14 protein-coding genes are annotated in these 16,053 nt (G+C 42.6%); 1 reads left to right on the top strand and 13 read right to left on the bottom strand.

Translation table 11 applies throughout. The annotated features are described in order from the left end of the window. Nucleotides 1-2: 2 nt before the first annotated feature. Genes murC through ACYPWY_RS01195 form a run of 13 tightly spaced genes read right to left on the bottom strand, consistent with a single transcriptional unit; the run spans nt 3 to nt 14,962 of the window. Entirely contained in the window at nt 3-1,382 is a 1,380-nt protein-coding gene (murC, locus tag ACYPWY_RS01255) for a UDP-N-acetylmuramate--L-alanine ligase (RefSeq protein ID WP_459683616.1), read from the bottom strand. Next, a complete protein-coding gene (gene murG / locus ACYPWY_RS01250) occupies nt 1,382-2,500 on the bottom strand; it encodes an undecaprenyldiphospho-muramoylpentapeptide beta-N-acetylglucosaminyltransferase (protein WP_459683511.1) in 1,119 nt (372 codons plus the stop codon). Before murG ends, murC begins: the two co-directional genes overlap by 1 nt. 41 nt (nt 2,501-2,541) lie before the next feature. After that, nucleotides 2,542-3,744 carry an FtsW/RodA/SpoVE family cell cycle protein gene (locus tag ACYPWY_RS01245; protein ID WP_459683510.1) on the bottom strand — a complete coding sequence of 401 codons (1,203 nt, stop codon included), beginning with the start codon at nt 3,742-3,744 and terminating at the stop codon, nt 2,542-2,544. A gap of 19 nt (nt 3,745-3,763) precedes the next feature. Continuing rightward, the gene (gene murD, locus ACYPWY_RS01240) at nt 3,764-5,110 is read right to left on the bottom strand and encodes a UDP-N-acetylmuramoyl-L-alanine--D-glutamate ligase (protein ID WP_459683509.1); all 1,347 of its coding nucleotides are present in this window, start codon (nt 5,108-5,110) and stop codon (nt 3,764-3,766) included. Nucleotides 5,111-5,122: 12 nt separating this feature from the next. Next, the gene (locus tag ACYPWY_RS01235) at nt 5,123-6,193 is read right to left on the bottom strand and encodes a PDDEXK nuclease domain-containing protein (protein ID WP_459683508.1); all 1,071 of its coding nucleotides are present in this window, start codon (nt 6,191-6,193) and stop codon (nt 5,123-5,125) included. Nucleotides 6,194-6,207: 14 nt separating this feature from the next. Next, nucleotides 6,208-7,470, bottom strand: a complete 1,263-nt coding sequence (gene mraY / locus ACYPWY_RS01230; protein ID WP_459683506.1) for a phospho-N-acetylmuramoyl-pentapeptide-transferase — start codon at nt 7,468-7,470, stop codon at nt 6,208-6,210. A gap of 2 nt (nt 7,471-7,472) precedes the next feature. Continuing rightward, the gene (locus ACYPWY_RS01225; protein WP_459683505.1) at nt 7,473-8,135 is read right to left on the bottom strand and encodes a DUF4276 family protein; all 663 of its coding nucleotides are present in this window, start codon (nt 8,133-8,135) and stop codon (nt 7,473-7,475) included. Nucleotides 8,136-8,143: 8 nt separating this feature from the next. After that, entirely contained in the window at nt 8,144-9,532 is a 1,389-nt protein-coding gene (locus tag ACYPWY_RS01220) for an AAA family ATPase (protein ID WP_459683504.1), read from the bottom strand. 11 nt (nt 9,533-9,543) lie between these two features. Next, nucleotides 9,544-10,995, bottom strand: a complete 1,452-nt coding sequence (locus tag ACYPWY_RS01215) for a UDP-N-acetylmuramoyl-L-alanyl-D-glutamate--2,6-diaminopimelate ligase (protein ID WP_459683503.1) — start codon at nt 10,993-10,995, stop codon at nt 9,544-9,546. Between the two features lie 12 nt (nt 10,996-11,007). Next, nucleotides 11,008-13,242, bottom strand: a complete 2,235-nt coding sequence (locus ACYPWY_RS01210) for a penicillin-binding protein (protein WP_459683501.1) — start codon at nt 13,240-13,242, stop codon at nt 11,008-11,010. 6 nt (nt 13,243-13,248) lie between these two features. After that, a complete protein-coding gene (locus ACYPWY_RS01205) occupies nt 13,249-13,581 on the bottom strand; it encodes an FtsL-like putative cell division protein (RefSeq protein WP_459683500.1) in 333 nt (110 codons plus the stop codon). Between the two features lie 8 nt (nt 13,582-13,589). Then, nucleotides 13,590-14,513 (bottom strand): 16S rRNA (cytosine(1402)-N(4))-methyltransferase RsmH, encoded by a 924-nt coding sequence (gene rsmH / locus ACYPWY_RS01200; protein WP_459683499.1) that lies wholly within the window; start codon nt 14,511-14,513, stop codon nt 13,590-13,592. Beyond that, nucleotides 14,510-14,962 carry a division/cell wall cluster transcriptional repressor MraZ gene (locus tag ACYPWY_RS01195; protein WP_459683498.1) on the bottom strand — a complete coding sequence of 151 codons (453 nt, stop codon included), beginning with the start codon at nt 14,960-14,962 and terminating at the stop codon, nt 14,510-14,512. Before ACYPWY_RS01195 ends, rsmH begins: the two co-directional genes overlap by 4 nt. 234 nt (nt 14,963-15,196) lie before the next feature. Here ACYPWY_RS01195 and ACYPWY_RS01190 point away from each other — a divergent pair, with 234 nt between their 5' ends. Then, nucleotides 15,197-16,030 carry a 1-acyl-sn-glycerol-3-phosphate acyltransferase gene (locus ACYPWY_RS01190; protein ID WP_459683496.1) on the top strand — a complete coding sequence of 278 codons (834 nt, stop codon included), beginning with the start codon at nt 15,197-15,199 and terminating at the stop codon, nt 16,028-16,030. Nucleotides 16,031-16,053: the final 23 nt, after the last annotated feature.

Genomic DNA, 16,053 nt, shown 5'->3' with positions numbered 1-16,053 from the left:
AATTACTCATTTTTCAGTTTATTTTCAAGCAACTCTTTTATCTGTGGAAGCAGTTGGTCGATGTCTCCTGCTCCCAGGGTTAAGAGGACTTCAATATCTTTTTTGTCATTCAATATAGCCAGTAATTCGTCTTTTCGGCAAAGTGTTTTTTTGCAGGTTACGTTGTCGAATATAATTTTCGATGTTACGCCCTCAATCGGTTTTTCGCGCGCCGGATAAATATCCAGTAGAACCAGTTCGTCGAGCAACGACAGGCTTCGGGCAAAGTCGTCGGCAAAGTCTTTTGTCCGGCTATAGAGATGCGGTTGAAAAACGCCGGTTACTTTTTTGTCGGGATACAGTTCCTTGACCGAAGTAATGGACGCCGCCAGTTCTTCGGGATGATGGGCGTAATCGTCTATCAGCGCCAGCTTGTCTGTTTTCAGCAGAAAATCGAAACGGCGTTTTGCTCCTTGGAAGGTAGCAATCGCCCCACGAAGTTCGGTGGCAGTAGCGCCATTCAGCCAAGCAATGGCCATGGCGCCCACGGCATTCTCTATATTAATCCTGACCGGAACGCCAAGTTCTATATTTACAATTGTTTCTTTCGGGGTAACAAAATCGAAACGGATTGAACCACTGCCAATTCGGATGTTTTTTGCATGAAAATCGCCCCTCTCCATCGAATAGGTATATACACGAACCGACTTACCGGTTTCAGGCGCCAGCTTTATATTGTGTTTGATAACCAATGCGCCTTCGGGACGTATCAGGCTGGTAAAATGCTCGAAACTTTTCAGGTATTCTTCTTCGGCGCCGTAAATATCCAGGTGATCGGGGTCGGCGGATGTGATTAGCGCCATATAGGGATGCAACCAGTGAAAAGACCGGTCGTATTCGTCGGCCTCCACAACCGTAAATTCACTTTTGTCCGACAATAGCAGGTTGTTGTCGTAATTCTTCAGTATGCCACCCAGAAAAGCGTTGCAATCGAGGTGCGATTGCCGAAGAATATGGGCAAGCATACTCGAAGTGGTTGTTTTGCCATGCGTTCCGGCACAACACAAGGCCTTGCTCGATTTGGTGATTTCGCCAAGCACCTGCGCCCGTTTCTGAATCGTAAATTCGTTGTTTCGGAAAAAAGCCAGTTCGTTGCTGTCGCCCGGAATAGCGGGTGTATAAACAATCAGGCTCGTATCCTTGTCTTTGCAAAACGCGGGAATTAGCGCCGTATCGTCCTGATAATGAATAATAGCGCCTTCTGCAACCAGTTCTTTGGTCAACGCCGTTTCTGTCCGGTCGTAACCGGCAACCGGTATCTTTTTCGACATAAAATAGCGGGCCAGGTTACTCATGCCAATGCCACCTATACCCAGAAAACAGACCGATTTAATAGTTCCCATCATTTGTTATTATCCAATTTAGTCTCAATTATTTCTACCAGTTCGTTAACAATGCGGTTAGCCGAATCGTGTTGGGCTAGTTGCGATATGTTTTTGGACAGCAGTTTCAATTTTTCCGGATCGTTTACTGTTTCAAATGCCATATTTATCAGTTTATCTTCGGCTTCATCATCCCTTACAAGAAGCGCGGCATTTTTTGAAACAAGCGCCATTGCATTTTTCGTTTGATGGTCTTCGGCTACGTTGGGAGACGGCACCAATATGACAGGCTTAGCCAATAAGCAGAGTTCGGAAATGGCTCCCGCTCCGGCTCTGGAAATAACAAGGTCGGCGGCTTTGTAGGCATAATCCATCCTGTTGATAAAGGTACAGAGATGAATATTTTTATTTTGATGGTCTTGGATCTCCAAAAATATGTCGTGAAAAAATAAATCGCCGGCTTGCCAGATAATCTGAATGTCGGAGTTGTTGATGTTGTACAAATGTTTGCTGATACTCCGGTTCAGGGTTCTTGAGCCTAAACTGCCGCCTATCACCAGTATGGTTTTCTTCCCGGGATGAAGATCGAAATACTTGGCCGATTCTTCTCTTGACACATCCGACAGCAGGTGGTTTCGGCAAGGATTTCCGGTCAGTACAATTTTTTCTTTGGGGAAAAATTTATCCATCCCTTCGTATGCCACGCAAATTACATCGGCACGATTGGCCAGGAGTTTATTGGTAACACCCGGATAGGAGTTCTGCTCTTGTATAAGAATAGGAATGTGATTTGCCGAAGCAACTTTTAGCAATGGCCCGCTGGCATAACCGCCAACACCAATGGCAGCAATCGGCTTAAAGTCTTTAATAATTTTTTTCGCCATACGAAGGCTTTTCTGAAGCTTCCATAGCACGCTGAAGTTTTTTAGCAGGCTTTTCCGGTTAAATCCCGAAACAGGCAAGCCGACAATTCTATATCCGGCATCCGGCACCCGCTGCATTTCCATGCGACCTTCGGCGCCAACAAAAAGAATCTCAACATGGGGGAATCGTTTTTTTAGCGCATCTGCAATAGATATTGCAGGGAAGATATGTCCTCCTGTTCCCCCTCCGCTTATTATAATCTTTAAAGCTTTCATCTTTTCACTATTATTAAAAACACCTGATTCTTATGCTTTATTTATTCGTATTGTACGTTAGCAATGCCTTCGTCTGCATCTTCGTGCTCTTCTTCCTTAAAATTAGAGCAGGCCAAAATTATGCCAAAATAGATGCATGTCATCACAGTAGAACTCCCGCCACGGCTGATTAATGGTAAGGGCTGACCGGTTACAGGCATTAAATTGACGGCGACAGCCATATTGATTAAAGCTTGTATTGTCAGAATCAAGCCCGCCCCCAACAGCAAATACTTCGGGAAAAGCTTTTTGCATTTATTGGCCAATATGCCCACCCTGAACATAAGCGCCAAATACAATAACAACACAAACAACCCTCCGGCTAATCCCATTTCCTCCAATATAATCGCAAATATAAAATCGGAATAGGCCTGTGGCAGGAAATCGCGCTCGGCGCCGCTGCCGGGAAGCCCGATTATTCCGCCGTTTGCGATGGCTATCTTGGCATGTGTTACCTGAAAATTATCTTCAATATTGTATTCCTCCACATTTCCGCCCGCGGCATTAAGTTCCGATGCATCCGTATGCCTGTCTATCCGGTTTTTCCATGTTTCAAACCTATCGGGGAAATAATTCTTTATTACATCGGCAGGCATGATTTTAAGCGTTCCGACCAAAAGCAATCCGGCTAAACTTCCGACCAAGACAATGGCTCCCAATCGTCGCCACGATATTTGTCCGATAAACATCATCAGGAAACATACCATAAATAACAAAATTGCTGTGGACAAGTTTTCGGAGAAAATAATCATACAGGTAATCACAACTCCTATAATCATGATTTTGAACATCTTTTTCTCGTTCTCGGCATTCACTTTGCTCAGGAAAAAGGCAACAAACCCAATAGCCGCTATTTTAGCAATTTCGGAAGGTTGGAAACTAAACGCCCCCACACCCAGCCAGCGTTGCGCCCCATTCACATTTTCGCCCATAACAAAGGTCAGACCAAGCAATATCCACGACAAAGGTAATATTAGTATTAATCCCGAGAAGTATCGGGTAGGAATTCTTTGTAAAAACATGACGCCGCCAAAACCTATCAACAGAAAGGTAGCATGACGCAAGATAGGCCCCCATTGGTCTTGTTGTTTATAAACAATGGTACTGGTTGCGCTAAAAATTTCGAGCAAAGATATAAAACACAATGCGGCGAATATACACCATATTGTTTTATCTCCCCTGAATGTTTTACTAAAGAAATCCATAATTAATAAAATTTCCGAATTATAATTTTCTTACACAGTCTTTAAACTGGGTTCCCCTGTCTTCGTAATTCTTGAACAAATCGAAACTGGCACAGCAGGGCGACAACAACACCGTATTGCCTTCCTGCGCCAAAGCATAGGCCTTATTCACTGCTTCTTCCATCGACCGGGCATCCTCTATCTGAGCCACTTTCCCGTCGAAGAATTTATGCAACTTCGTATTGTCGGCGCCCAAAAATACCAAGGCTGTGGCTTTATTCCTGACCAGCTCTTCAATTTCGGAATAGTCGTTGCCCTTGTCCGTACCACCAAGTATCAGCACCACTTTCGTTTGCATGCTTTGTAGCGCATACCAGCACGAGTTTACATTCGTGGCCTTGGAATCGTTTATAAAGCAGATTCCTTTTACCTTGGCCACCTTTTCGAGCCGGTGCTCCACGCCTTTGAAATCGGATAAGGACTGCCTCAGGTTTTCGTCCGAAATATCGAGTAGTTTGGCGGTTATGCCCGATGCCAACGAATTGTAGAGGTTGTGTGTGCCTGTCAGGGCCAATAAATCTTGTTCCATAATAAAAACAGACTGGGGGGTATTTATGACTATTTCGCCGTTTTCGGTATAAGCTGCTGCATTTAATACATGATGCTCGGCAAAAGTGAATTGTCTTCCTTGCGGGTTGGCTTTCTCTATTTCTTTTTTGATAATCGGGTCTTCGCTCCAATATACAAAAGCATCTGTTCCGGTTTGGTTACGCGCTATGCGGATTTTTGAGCCGGCATATTTCTCCAGGTCGTGGTCGTAGCGGTCGAGGTGGTCGGGCGTAATGTTTAGCAGGATGGCAATATCGGCTTTGAACCGGTACATGTTATCGAGCTGAAAACTGCTCAATTCCAGCACATAGTAATCGAAATTTTCTTCTGCCACCTGTCGGGCAAAGCTTTTGCCGATGTTTCCACCCAAGCCCACATTCAAACCGGCCGATTTCAGGATGTGATAAATCATGCTGGTAGTGGTTGTTTTGCCGTTACTTCCGGTTATACATATCTTTTTGGCATCGGTATAGCGTCCGGCAAATTCAATTTCCGAAATAACGGGTATATTTTCCGCTATCGCTTTCAGAATCAAAGGAGCGTCATTGGGTATGCCGGGGCTTTTAATCAGTTCGGCGGCAGACAGAATCAGCTCTTCGGTATGCCCGTTTTCTTCAAACGGAATATTGTACTGCACTAATTCGGCTTTGTATTTATCTTTCAGGCTCTTACTGTCGGATAAAAACACATCAAATCCTTTGGCTTGAGCTAATATGGCCGAACCTACGCCACTTTCGCCACCACCAAGTACAACTATTTTGTTTTTTGAATTGCTCATTATTTTGTGATTCTAGTTATTTATTTTTTTGTTTGGGCTGTCTTCGAAGTCTTCTTCCTGCAAGATTCCTTTTATTTCCAAATTCTCTAATTCACGTTTCAATTCATGCAATAATTGCTTTTCCGAAGGCAAATAGAGTTGATATTTGTTTGCCATAATGGTTCTATTGTCTTCTGGGAGTGAATATTTGACCAATGTATTGTTTTTATCGGCGCAAAGTAAGATGCCAATTGTCGAATTTTCATCCGGCAATTTTTCTTCCCTGTCGTAATAATTTACATACATTTGTAGTTGTCCGATGTCTTTGTGTGTGATTTTCTGCGTTTTAATATCAATAACAACGAAACAACGTAATAGACGATTATAAAAAATCAAGTCGGCGAAAAATTCATCATCTTCAAGCAGGATTCTTTTTTGTCGTGCAACAAATGAAAATCCGTTGCCTAGCTCCAATAAAAAATCTTGCAAATTCGTGATCAGTAAGTTTTCCAAATCTTTCTCATAATAAACCGTTTCGCGTTTCAAATTAAGAAACTCCAGCACCATCGGGTCTTTGATAATTTCCATTGGATTTTCAGGAATTCGTTCCCTGCGAGCAACTTTCAATACGGCTGCTTTATCGTTGCTCATTAACAAACGTTCGTATAAACTCGAATTAATTTGTCTCTCCAATTCCCGCCCCGTCCAGTGATTGTGCAAAGTTTCATATTCGTAGTATTCCCGTTTATCACTATCATCTATTTGTATAAGCAGCTTATATTGAGACCAATTGAATTGCGTCCGCACTGCGGACGCAATTGGATAAGTGCGATAAAAACGTCTTGCACGTTCCAGTTGACGTACTGAAAAACCGCTACCAAACTCCGGTTCTATTTGTCCCGCCAGATTGCGTAACAAATAGCTTCCATATTCTGCCCGTTCTTTGCCTTGTTGTTCTTCCACAAGAATACGTTCACCTAATTTCCAATACATCATTACCCGCTGAAAATCGACACTTCGTACCGCATTAATTTTAGACGTAGTAATAATGTTCCGAATATCGGAAACAAATTCATTTCTTAATGTTATTTCTTGCTGGCTCATCTATTCTTGTTGCTTTATCTCATCTTCAAGGTGGCCAATGCCAAAACAGCCAGAATAATCCCTACAAGCCAGAAGCGAACGACGATCTTCGATTCGGGGATGGGGATGATTGGCTTTTGTAACTTGGCGACAATACCTGCATTTCCGGCTTTTTGGAAATGATGGTGCAAAGGCGTCATTTTAAATATACGCCGACCTTCTCCGTATTTCTTTTTTGTATATTTGAAATAGCTAACCTGTATCATAACCGAAAGGCTTTCGACGAAAAATACGCCGCAAAGTATGGGCAACAGTAGCTCTTTATGTATTATCACGGCAAATACGCCGATGATACCCCCCAATGTCAGACTTCCGGTATCGCCCATAAACACTTGTGCCGGAAAGGAATTGTACCACAAGAACCCGACCGTGGCGCCGATAAAAGCGGCTGCAAAAACCACCAGTTCCTCGCTTCCGGGGATGAACATGATATTGAGGTAGGCCGCAAATTCTACGTGGCCGGAGACGTAGGCCAGTATCCCCAGCGTAACGCCGATAATGGCCGAACTTCCGGCGGCCAAGCCATCTAATCCGTCCGTCAGGTTGGCTCCGTTCGATACTGCCGTAACAATAAATATAACGACAAGCACAAACAAAATCCATGCGGCAGGCTCCGAATAATCGCCCATGAATGAGACCAGGGATTCATAGTCCAAATTGTTGTTTTTCAGGAACGGGATAGTAGTCTGTGTTGATTTTACACCCTCTACATCGAAGGTTACACGCTCAATCACATTCTCCACATTCCGTATTTCCGTATTTTCACGTACAATCACACTCGGACTTAAATAGAGCGTCAACCCAACTATCAGGCCAAGCCCCAACTGGGCAATTATTTTGAATTTGCCGTGCAGTCCTTCCTTGTCTTTTTTGAAAACCTTGATGTAATCGTCCAAAAACCCCAATGTACCCAACCAGATGGTGGTAATCAACATCAGGATGATATAGATGTTATCAACCTTTGCCAACAACAAAACCGGAACCAGAATGGCAATAATGATGATAATTCCGCCCATGGTAGGAGTACCTTTTTTGCTCAACTGGCCTTCAAGTCCCAGATTTCTGACGACTTCCCCAATCTGAAGTTTTTGCAGTTTATTGATTATCTTACGTCCGATAAGGGTGGATATGAGCAAAGAAAGTATCAATGCTACCGCCGACCGGAAAGATACATACTTAAACATCCCCGCTCCGGGAAAGTCTAACTGGTTTAAGTAATTGAAAAGATAGTATAACATAATCAATACAAATAATTTAATTTTTTAAGAGCTTCTCTAATATTATCTTGAAATTTCTTATATGATGGAATTTGTTCCAGCATATTTATTGATATACTCTGCCCTATTGGTAGATACAAATCCGAAATGTTCAATTCATTTCTACGGCGTCTAACTTTTTCCTGATTTGCAATGCGTATTGCATCCTTAATAACCTCTTTAGGGCTCGCATACTGTTCGGGGTGTTTATATATTCCTAAATCATTATCTGTCTTGCCAGTTCCTATTTCTTTCCTTAGTAAATCCCTATCAGCCAACATCCAGGATTCAATCATTTGTACCGGAACAACAGGAATTATTACTTTGCAAACATTTTCCTTTGTACTTTCAATTTCAATTAGCGCAGGATTAATTTTAGTCCTATATACACCTTCATCACTATCATTATCGGCATCTGTATGAACACATAGTATCATAATTCCAAAATCATTAGCTCCTTTGTGAGAAGCATTGATAACATCTTCTACAAAAGAAGACTTGTTTATCTTAATTTCTTGTATATCAAATATTTCCAAATCGCCCTGACATTCATAACATATCTTTTCAAATGATCTTTTAATTACACTTTTCAAGAAACGAATATCCGTTGGACCCTCTGTATATAATCCGATTAATAGTTGCTTCATGTTCAATGCTAATTTTGATTAGATGAAAAATTGCTTGTGTTTAAATAACTTTTTACCTCTGCCAAAGTAAGATTTTTTTCCAAATTAGAAAACCCACTTATGATAGCCTGTGCATCTTTAATGACGGGCACCATCTTTGTCGCTTTGAGTCTATATTTTTGATTATTAAAATCCGTCATACGTGTGTTTGTATTAGCAAACCAAATACTTACATACTTATCTTTCTCCCAATTTAATATTTCTCCTACCAATACAGGAGAATGAGTATTCACAATTACCTGCCTTGCAGCAACAGTTTTATCCTTAAAATCTGTACTTAATTCTTTTAGCAAATCTATCATTGACTGGATTCTACATGGATGAATTCCATTTTCAGGTTCTTCAAAACAAAGAACACTTTTGTGTTGATCATCATACAACAAAATACATAATGCCAATAACCGCAAAGTTCCTTCCGAAAGAACCCTGGAAGAGAACACCCTGCCATCTTCACCTTTCAACTTAATTATAAATTGTTTATTTGCCCTATCATCTAAGACTTCCACAGCAATAAACTCAGGCAGAAAAGTATTTAACTTCCTTGATATTTCAATTAAGCTATATTCATCTTCCTGTTTTATCCGAAACAAAGCTGCCGCTAAGTTTTTCCCACTGTGTGAAATCATATCACTTGCATTCGGCTCTTGCCGGGTAGGTTCTCGAAGGTCTTCAGGATTGAATTGCAAAAATTTCCAATTCCGCATTTCTTCTCTTGCAGCAAGAATATGCCGAAAATCCACCGTAGTTATTCCACTCAGAAGACTTTGCTTCGCCTCTATTGCAGCATAAGTCCTTGTATTTCCTTGTCTCAAATCCTGTGAGACAACAAATGATGAAATTCCATTATGATCTTTCGTCTCTATATAAACACCTCGTCCACCATGACCAGCCTTAGGTCTCCAGTACTCCAAGTCATCTTTATCAATTATGTTTATCCATTTATCTTCTCCCTGTCTCAAATTGACTAATGATTCGTGGACAACAAATAAATCTTCAAATCCTTTCTCATTGTTACGGCGGGCAATTTTTATTTCATATCGCAAACGTGTATATTTCAACTCGGCTTCTCCACCCCAATTATCTCTTATTTTCTTATCAACCAACATTTCAACGGCAAAAGTAATTTCCTGAGCTGCCGTATTATCGTCATATTTTAAAAATAATTCACTCGCATCCCCTCTTTGCTCTCCAAAGGCAGTTCTCAAATCAACCTCTGCCAATCGGGATAATAATTGTAAAGCATCAAAAAGATTACTCTTCCCCGAAGCATTTGCCCCTGCAATTACAGTAAGAGGAGTAAATTCCATTACGAAATTCTTAAACGATTTGAATCCATCTATTTCTATTCGTGTTATCATACTTCTTTTTGCTATGAATTAAAAATTCCTTGTACCACTTCTTTATCATCAAAATGGTATTTTACGCCTTTTATATCCTGATAATCTTCGTGTCCTTTTCCGGCTATCAGAATCACATCGCCTTCTTTTGCCAGCGTGCAGGCGGTTCTGATTGCTTGGGCACGGTCGATAATCAACAATGCTTTTTTCATATCTGCCGAGGTTAATCCATCGGCCATATCGTTTACGATGGCTTCGGGTTCTTCAAAACGCGGATTGTCGGAGGTTAGAATTACCTGATCGCTCAGTTTTACCGCTTCACGAGCCATAATCGGGCGTTTGGTTTTGTCTCGGTTGCCTCCGCAGCCAACAACGGTTATCACGCGTCCACGACCCTGCAATGTTTCGTGAATTGTTTCCAGTACATTTATTATAGCATCGGGGGTATGCGCATAATCCACAATAGCTGTATAATTCTGCGGCGAGCGCAGGGTCTCGAAACGTCCCGATACAGGTTTGAGGGCGCTCATTATCCGTAATGCCTCGTCTTTGTCCTGTCCCAATAAAATGGTGGCGCCATATACGGCCAGTAAGTTATAGACGTTGAAAACGCCGACAAAATGCACTTCCAATTCTTTGCCGTTAATCTCGAGCGATGTACCGTCGAAGTGTTTTTCGATGATGCGCGCCTTAAAATCGGCCAATGATTTTACCGAATAGGTCTGCTTTCTGGCTTTTGTATTCTGAAGCATCACCAGTCCGTTTTTGTCGTCGGCGTTGGTGAGGGCAAAAGCTGTTTCGGGCAAATTGTCGAAGAATGCTTTTTTTGCTTTCAGGTACTCGTCCATTGTTTTATGGTAGTCGAGGTGATCTTGGGTGAGGTTGGTAAAAATTCCTCCCGTAAACCTCAATCCGCCGATTCTTTTTTGATGTATGGCATGTGAACTTACCTCCATAAATACATATTCGCATCCCTCAGCTACCATTTTCGCCAGCATTTCGTTCAGCGAAATCGGGTCGGGAGTGGTATGCGTGGCCGGATATTGCTCCTCGTTCACGTAGTTGGCAACGGTCGAAAGCAGTCCGGCTCCGTATCCCAATTGGCGAAACATCCGGTAGAGCAGCGTGGCAGTGGTGGTTTTGCCGTTTGTACCGGTAACGCCAACCAACTTCAGCTTTTCGGAGGGGTTTCCGTACCATCTGGTGGCAATTTTGCCAATGGCATCGGATGAGTTTTTTACTTTTATATAGGTTACTCCGGCTTCGGATTTATCCATATCCGAATCGAACAGAATGGCTTTTGCGCCTAGTCCGATGGCATTGGAGACGTATTGGTGTCCGTCCACCTGAACGCCTTTCAATGCTACAAACAACGATCCTTTGACAGCTTTCCGCGAATCGGAAGCTATCCCCGAAATATCAAGGGCATCACTACCTGTTATTTCAACAACATCTAATCCTGATAATAATTCCCGTAGTTTCATAACAACCCGTTTTTAATTCAATTGTACTTCTATATATGAGCCTTTAACAAGGTAGTTTCCGGCTGGTATCGATTGGTTGATTACTTTGCCGGTACCGCTCAAACCGACTTTTAATCCCGATTTTTCGAGCAGATACAAGGCATTGCGCGCTCCCATCCCTGTAACATCGGGAACAATATCTTTTGCAATGGTATTCTTATTCAGTTCTATCGACTTATCACCGGTTGATGTTCTAACCCATTCGCTTTCGGTATTCGCAAGTCTAAAATCCACATTCAGTTCTTTTAATACCGTCTCCAGTTTGCTGTATTGCCCATTTTTTACATGGGGCAATTTTGTCAGGGCCGAATCTATGGAACATTTACTGGGCGATAGCCGCATATTGTGCGCATAGACTTCCTCCGCAATATTTCGGAATACCATTCCGGGCATTCCTCCACCCGAGGGGTTGCCTTTGGGGCGACGAACACCTACAAAACAAGTATATTTGGGCTTGTCAGCCGGAAAGTAGCCGCAAAACGACACAAAATACCCGCTGTAACCCCCGTTTGAAGCTATCAGCGCAGTCCCTGTTTTTCCTGCAATCTGAAACAGGTCGGTATCCACCACTTTGGCTGTACCTTCGTTCACTACGCCCACCAGTATATCCTGAATTTGCTTCAAGGTTCTGTCGGAACAGAGGGACGGATTGACTACTTCTGTTTCAAATTCCTCAACGGCCTTGCCATCTCTCAAAAAAGATTTGGTAATGAATGGCTTAATCATCAGTCCATTATTGGCAATGCCGTTGTAGAACATGAGTGTGTAGATGGGAGGAATCTGAGTTTCGTACCCGAACGACATCCAGGGTAGCGTTGTCGCCGACCACGGATTCGCTTTATCTTTGGGATGCCTGATAACAGCTGTTCCCTCTTTCCCTTTGAGCGGAACGTCCCAGTCCAGTTTTTTTGTAATGCCCAAGTCGTACAAGCGTTGTACATACTTACCGGGATTATTTCTGTAACCTTTCAATATCGTTTTTGCAACAACAATGTTCGACGACACATACATTCCTTCGGCAACAGTCAGATAGCCTCTATCTTTTTTTTGTCGCCAATAGTGGTCGAAGATTGTTCTGCTGCGTGGCTTCCCGCCTTTGGTATTGTATTCGTAAGCGTAGGCGCCGACGCCCACATAGAACGAGTCTTGCGGCGTTACAACACCATCTTCGAGGGCGACCATTATCGAAGCCGTCTTGAATGTTGAGCCCGGTTCCGACATGTATGAAAAAACATTCGGATTTCCTTCCGCGTAGGCTCCGTTCGATATTCGGTCGAGGTTCGATATGGCTTTTATTTCGCCTGTTTCTACCTCCATTATCACAGCGCATCCCGATTCGGCTTCGGTTTCGGCCAGTTTTGCATAAAGCGCTTTTTCTACAATATCTTGTATATCAACATCAATGGTTGTTTTAATATCCAAACCGTCTTGTGCCGGAACATCCACTATGTCAATCCATTTCCGTTGAATCTTTTGACGGCTTTTGGTTCCGGGTACGCCCCGCAGTATCGAGTCATATTTCAATTCGATGCCGCTGGTTCCGCCCATGCTTATCTCTTTGTAGATTGACCCAATCGTTCGACCGGCAAGACGTCCGAATGGTTTCTTGCGCACGGTTTTTTCTTCGGCAATCATTCCGTTCTGGTTCGACCGCTTGTTGAAATAAGGAAAAGTGCGTATCTCTTTCAATTCGGGATAGTTTACGTCTCGCTTAATAATCCGGATATAGCGGCTTTTTGTTTTCACTTTCTTTCCCGATTTCTCGGACTTTGCTTTTTCTATTTCGGCGAACTCCTTACGGCTTAGCGCCCAGCCATCCATAAATATTTTCTTGTACTGGGCAGCGGTTTTGTCGGGAAACTTCCTGGCCAAAGCAGCCGACAAATCGCCAACATACTTCATCAGCGTATCGTGCTTGATGCCCTCCGATAAAAAATCGACATAGACTCCGTACAGAGGTTCGCTTGTGGCCAGCAAACGCCCGTCGGCAGCGTATATGTTTCCTCTGTTAGGCAGTATAACACGGTCTTTTATTGTCCGTTCCCGTTCGCCTATGGCGCGCCACATTTCCCCTTCAACAAACCTTATCTGAAAAATATATACCACAACCGCAACAAAGACGCAGGAAAGCGCAACAGCAATAATCCCGTAGCGGTTTATTGCTCTTGCACCCTTCTTATTCTTTATGTTAGTTGATTCTTCCGGCATACTTTCTTATTCTTCTATTTCAAATACAGGTTCTTTGGGCGTTTGCAATTCCAGTCCGTTTTGATTGACAAGCGATTGCAACTGCGATTGGCGGCTTATACCTATCAATTCGGTGGATATGGTCAGCGATTCGTATTTGGCATCTTCCAAGTTCTTTTGCAGGGTCTGTATTTCCCCCATTTTCGATATACAAGTATAACGATTGCTTATATAAAGCACTATAATCATGAATATCAAGAGCATAAAGCGTGTGTTTTTCAAGAAGAAGTCTTCGGTAAGAATGCTTCCGCTTACAACATGCATTATTTGCTTCTTTATTTCTTTCAGGTCGAATTTCATACTTTCTCCTATATTTTCTCCGCCACCCTAAGCTTTGCGCTCCGCGAACGCGGATTTTCAGTCTGTTCTTGTTCGGAGGGAATGATTACTTTGTTGTTTATCAACCTGAACGGCGTTTGGATGTTTCCGAAGAAATCTTTTTCCATATTGCCTTCAAAGTTTCCCGTTCTAAAGAAGTTCTTTACCAACCTGTCTTCCAGCGAATGGTAGGTGATTACCGATATGCGGCCTCCCTTTTTCAATATATCAAGCCCTTGAACCAGCATTTCTTTTAGCGCTTCCATTTCTTCATTCACTTCTATGCGAAGTGCTTGGAAGGCCTGGGCCAGTATTTTCTTTTCCTTCCCTTTTCCGGTGAAAGGCTCCAATATATCCAACAAATCGCGTACGGTGCGAAAATTTTGCGCTTGCCTTTGGCGGACGATGAGTGAAGCAATTTTGCGCGCTTGCTTTAGTTCGCCATACAAATAAAAGACCGAGGCCAGTTGCTCTTCCGTATAGTCGTTCAGGATGTTGGCGGCTGTTTTGTGGGCTTTTTTATTCATTCGCATATCCAGCAAACTGTCTTCGTAACGGAATGAGAATCCGCGAATTGAGTCGTCGAAGTGGTGGGACGACACGCCCAGGTCGGCCAAAATAGCGTCCACTTCGTCTATGCCATAGTAGCGGACAAAGTTTTTAACGAACCTGAAGTTAGCTTTTACAAAGGTCAACCGCTTGTCGTTGGGCAAATTGCACATGACGTCATCGTCCTGGTCGAAAGCCAGCAGTTTTCCCTTGGCGCCAATCCGCGACAAAATTTCGCGACTGTGGCCTCCACCACCGAAAGTGGTATCGACACAAATACTACCGGCGGTAATATTCATTCCATCCACACTTTCCATCAAAAGTACGGGGGTGTGATAACTGGTTGCTTTTATAATGCCGTTCATAAGCCATTGTTCATTAGTTCTTGTATTTTAGCGCCAAAATCATCGGAGGGGATAAGCGTGTTGTCGAGCCCGTCTTTTGTCCATATTTCGATGGTGTTGTCAACGCCCAGGAACCTGATTTCCGATTCAATGCCAATCATCAACTGGCAACGTTTCGGAATCAATATTCTCCCGCTTGCATCCATTTCGAGGTGTTCGACCTCGACAACGAACTGGCGAAACAGCTGTTGCTGATTTTTATCCCACCGGTTGAGGCGAGAGCGCAGGCAGGCAACTTCCTCTTCCCACACAACCAAGGGATAGAGCGCCAGGCAATTCTGAAAAATATCTTTCCGCAGAATTAGCTCGTTCTGCCCCGATGATTGCAGTATTTTACGAAAAGAAGCGGGCACAAAAACACGAGATTTTGCGTCTAATTTTGCTTCTATATTTCCTAAAAACCGAATCATAATTCCGACCACATTAATATATATGACCGTAAAGGTATAAAATAATCCACTTTCCCCCACTTTTGAACACTAAAGTTTTGAAAAAGTTTTCAACAGGTTGATATTTATAATCTTCAACCCTCTATTCAGGAGATAGCTGCTTGCGTATATGATTCGTATAATCAATTGGATTTTTATCTTTTTTTCTGCTGTATTTCCGCGAAAAGTGTTAATTTTACGGGCGGCAATAATGTATTGAAAACAGGCATAAAAGTGGAAGAGCAGAAATTAATTGATTTAGACAAAGTCATAAAAGGGAAAGCCCCTGAAATTTACAGAAAAATACCTGAATGTTGCATTTCGTACCTGAAAAGAAAGATACATCAGGACGAACTGAACGAGATATTGACCCTGTACGCCGACCGGGACGGGGTTGATTTCATGGCATCTGTTGTCGATTACTTCAATCTCAATCTCCGGGTAGAGGGCGTGGACAAGCTAAACAAAGAGGGGCGCTATATTTTTGCATCCAATCATCCCCTGGGCGGGTTGGACGGCATCTGTCTATCGGCGGTGATTGGTGAGAAATTTGACAAAAAAATCAAATATCCTGTAAATGATTTGTTGCTTAACATCAGAAACCTGCGGTCGATTTTTGTCCCGATAAATAAATACGGCTCGCAATCGCGAAATGCTGCCGGTTTAATGAATGAGGCTTTTGCATCCGATAATCAGCTGATTACATTCCCTGCCGGACTGTGTTCGCGGAAAATAAAGGGGAAAATTTGTGATTTGAAGTGGAAAAAAATGTTTATCCTCAAAGCCATTGAAACCAAGCGGGATGTTATTCCTGTTTATTTTGATGCTTGCAATTCAAATTTCTTTTATAGATTTGCAAACCTTAGAAAACGATTAGGAATAAAATTTAATTTTGAGTTGGTATTTTTGCCCGACGAAATGTTCAAAAACAAAAATAAAACGTTCACAATCATATTCGGAGAACCTATTCCGTGGCAAAGCTTTGATAAGTCTAAAACGCCTTCGGCATGGGCGGATGAGGTGAAAGAAAAAGTTTACTCTTTAATATAAAGTCTGATAAGCACATAATACTC

It is taken from the genome of Viscerimonas tarda, from assembly GCF_054601255.1.
Note: the sequence above shows the minus strand (reverse complement) of the source record. Positions and strands in the feature narration are given on the sequence as shown.

What these genes read in the sequence shown, in the direction of transcription:
- murC (WP_459683616.1), bottom strand. Translation starts at nt 1,382, where the DNA reads ATGGGAACTATTAAATCGGTCTGTTTTCTGGGTATAGGTGGCATTGGC.
- murG (WP_459683511.1), bottom strand. Translation starts at nt 2,500, where the DNA reads ATGAAAGCTTTAAAGATTATAATAAGCGGAGGGGGAACAGGAGGACAT.
- ACYPWY_RS01245 (WP_459683510.1), bottom strand. Translation starts at nt 3,744, where the DNA reads ATGGATTTCTTTAGTAAAACATTCAGGGGAGATAAAACAATATGGTGT.
- murD (WP_459683509.1), bottom strand. Translation starts at nt 5,110, where the DNA reads ATGAGCAATTCAAAAAACAAAATAGTTGTACTTGGTGGTGGCGAAAGT.
- ACYPWY_RS01235 (WP_459683508.1), bottom strand. Translation starts at nt 6,193, where the DNA reads ATGAGCCAGCAAGAAATAACATTAAGAAATGAATTTGTTTCCGATATT.
- mraY (WP_459683506.1), bottom strand. Translation starts at nt 7,470, where the DNA reads ATGTTATACTATCTTTTCAATTACTTAAACCAGTTAGACTTTCCCGGA.
- ACYPWY_RS01225 (WP_459683505.1), bottom strand. Translation starts at nt 8,135, where the DNA reads ATGAAGCAACTATTAATCGGATTATATACAGAGGGTCCAACGGATATT.
- ACYPWY_RS01220 (WP_459683504.1), bottom strand. Translation starts at nt 9,532, where the DNA reads ATGATAACACGAATAGAAATAGATGGATTCAAATCGTTTAAGAATTTC.
- ACYPWY_RS01215 (WP_459683503.1), bottom strand. Translation starts at nt 10,995, where the DNA reads ATGAAACTACGGGAATTATTATCAGGATTAGATGTTGTTGAAATAACA.
- ACYPWY_RS01210 (WP_459683501.1), bottom strand. Translation starts at nt 13,242, where the DNA reads ATGCCGGAAGAATCAACTAACATAAAGAATAAGAAGGGTGCAAGAGCA.
- ACYPWY_RS01205 (WP_459683500.1), bottom strand. Translation starts at nt 13,581, where the DNA reads ATGAAATTCGACCTGAAAGAAATAAAGAAGCAAATAATGCATGTTGTA.
- rsmH (WP_459683499.1), bottom strand. Translation starts at nt 14,513, where the DNA reads ATGAACGGCATTATAAAAGCAACCAGTTATCACACCCCCGTACTTTTG.
- ACYPWY_RS01195 (WP_459683498.1), bottom strand. Translation starts at nt 14,962, where the DNA reads ATGATTCGGTTTTTAGGAAATATAGAAGCAAAATTAGACGCAAAATCT.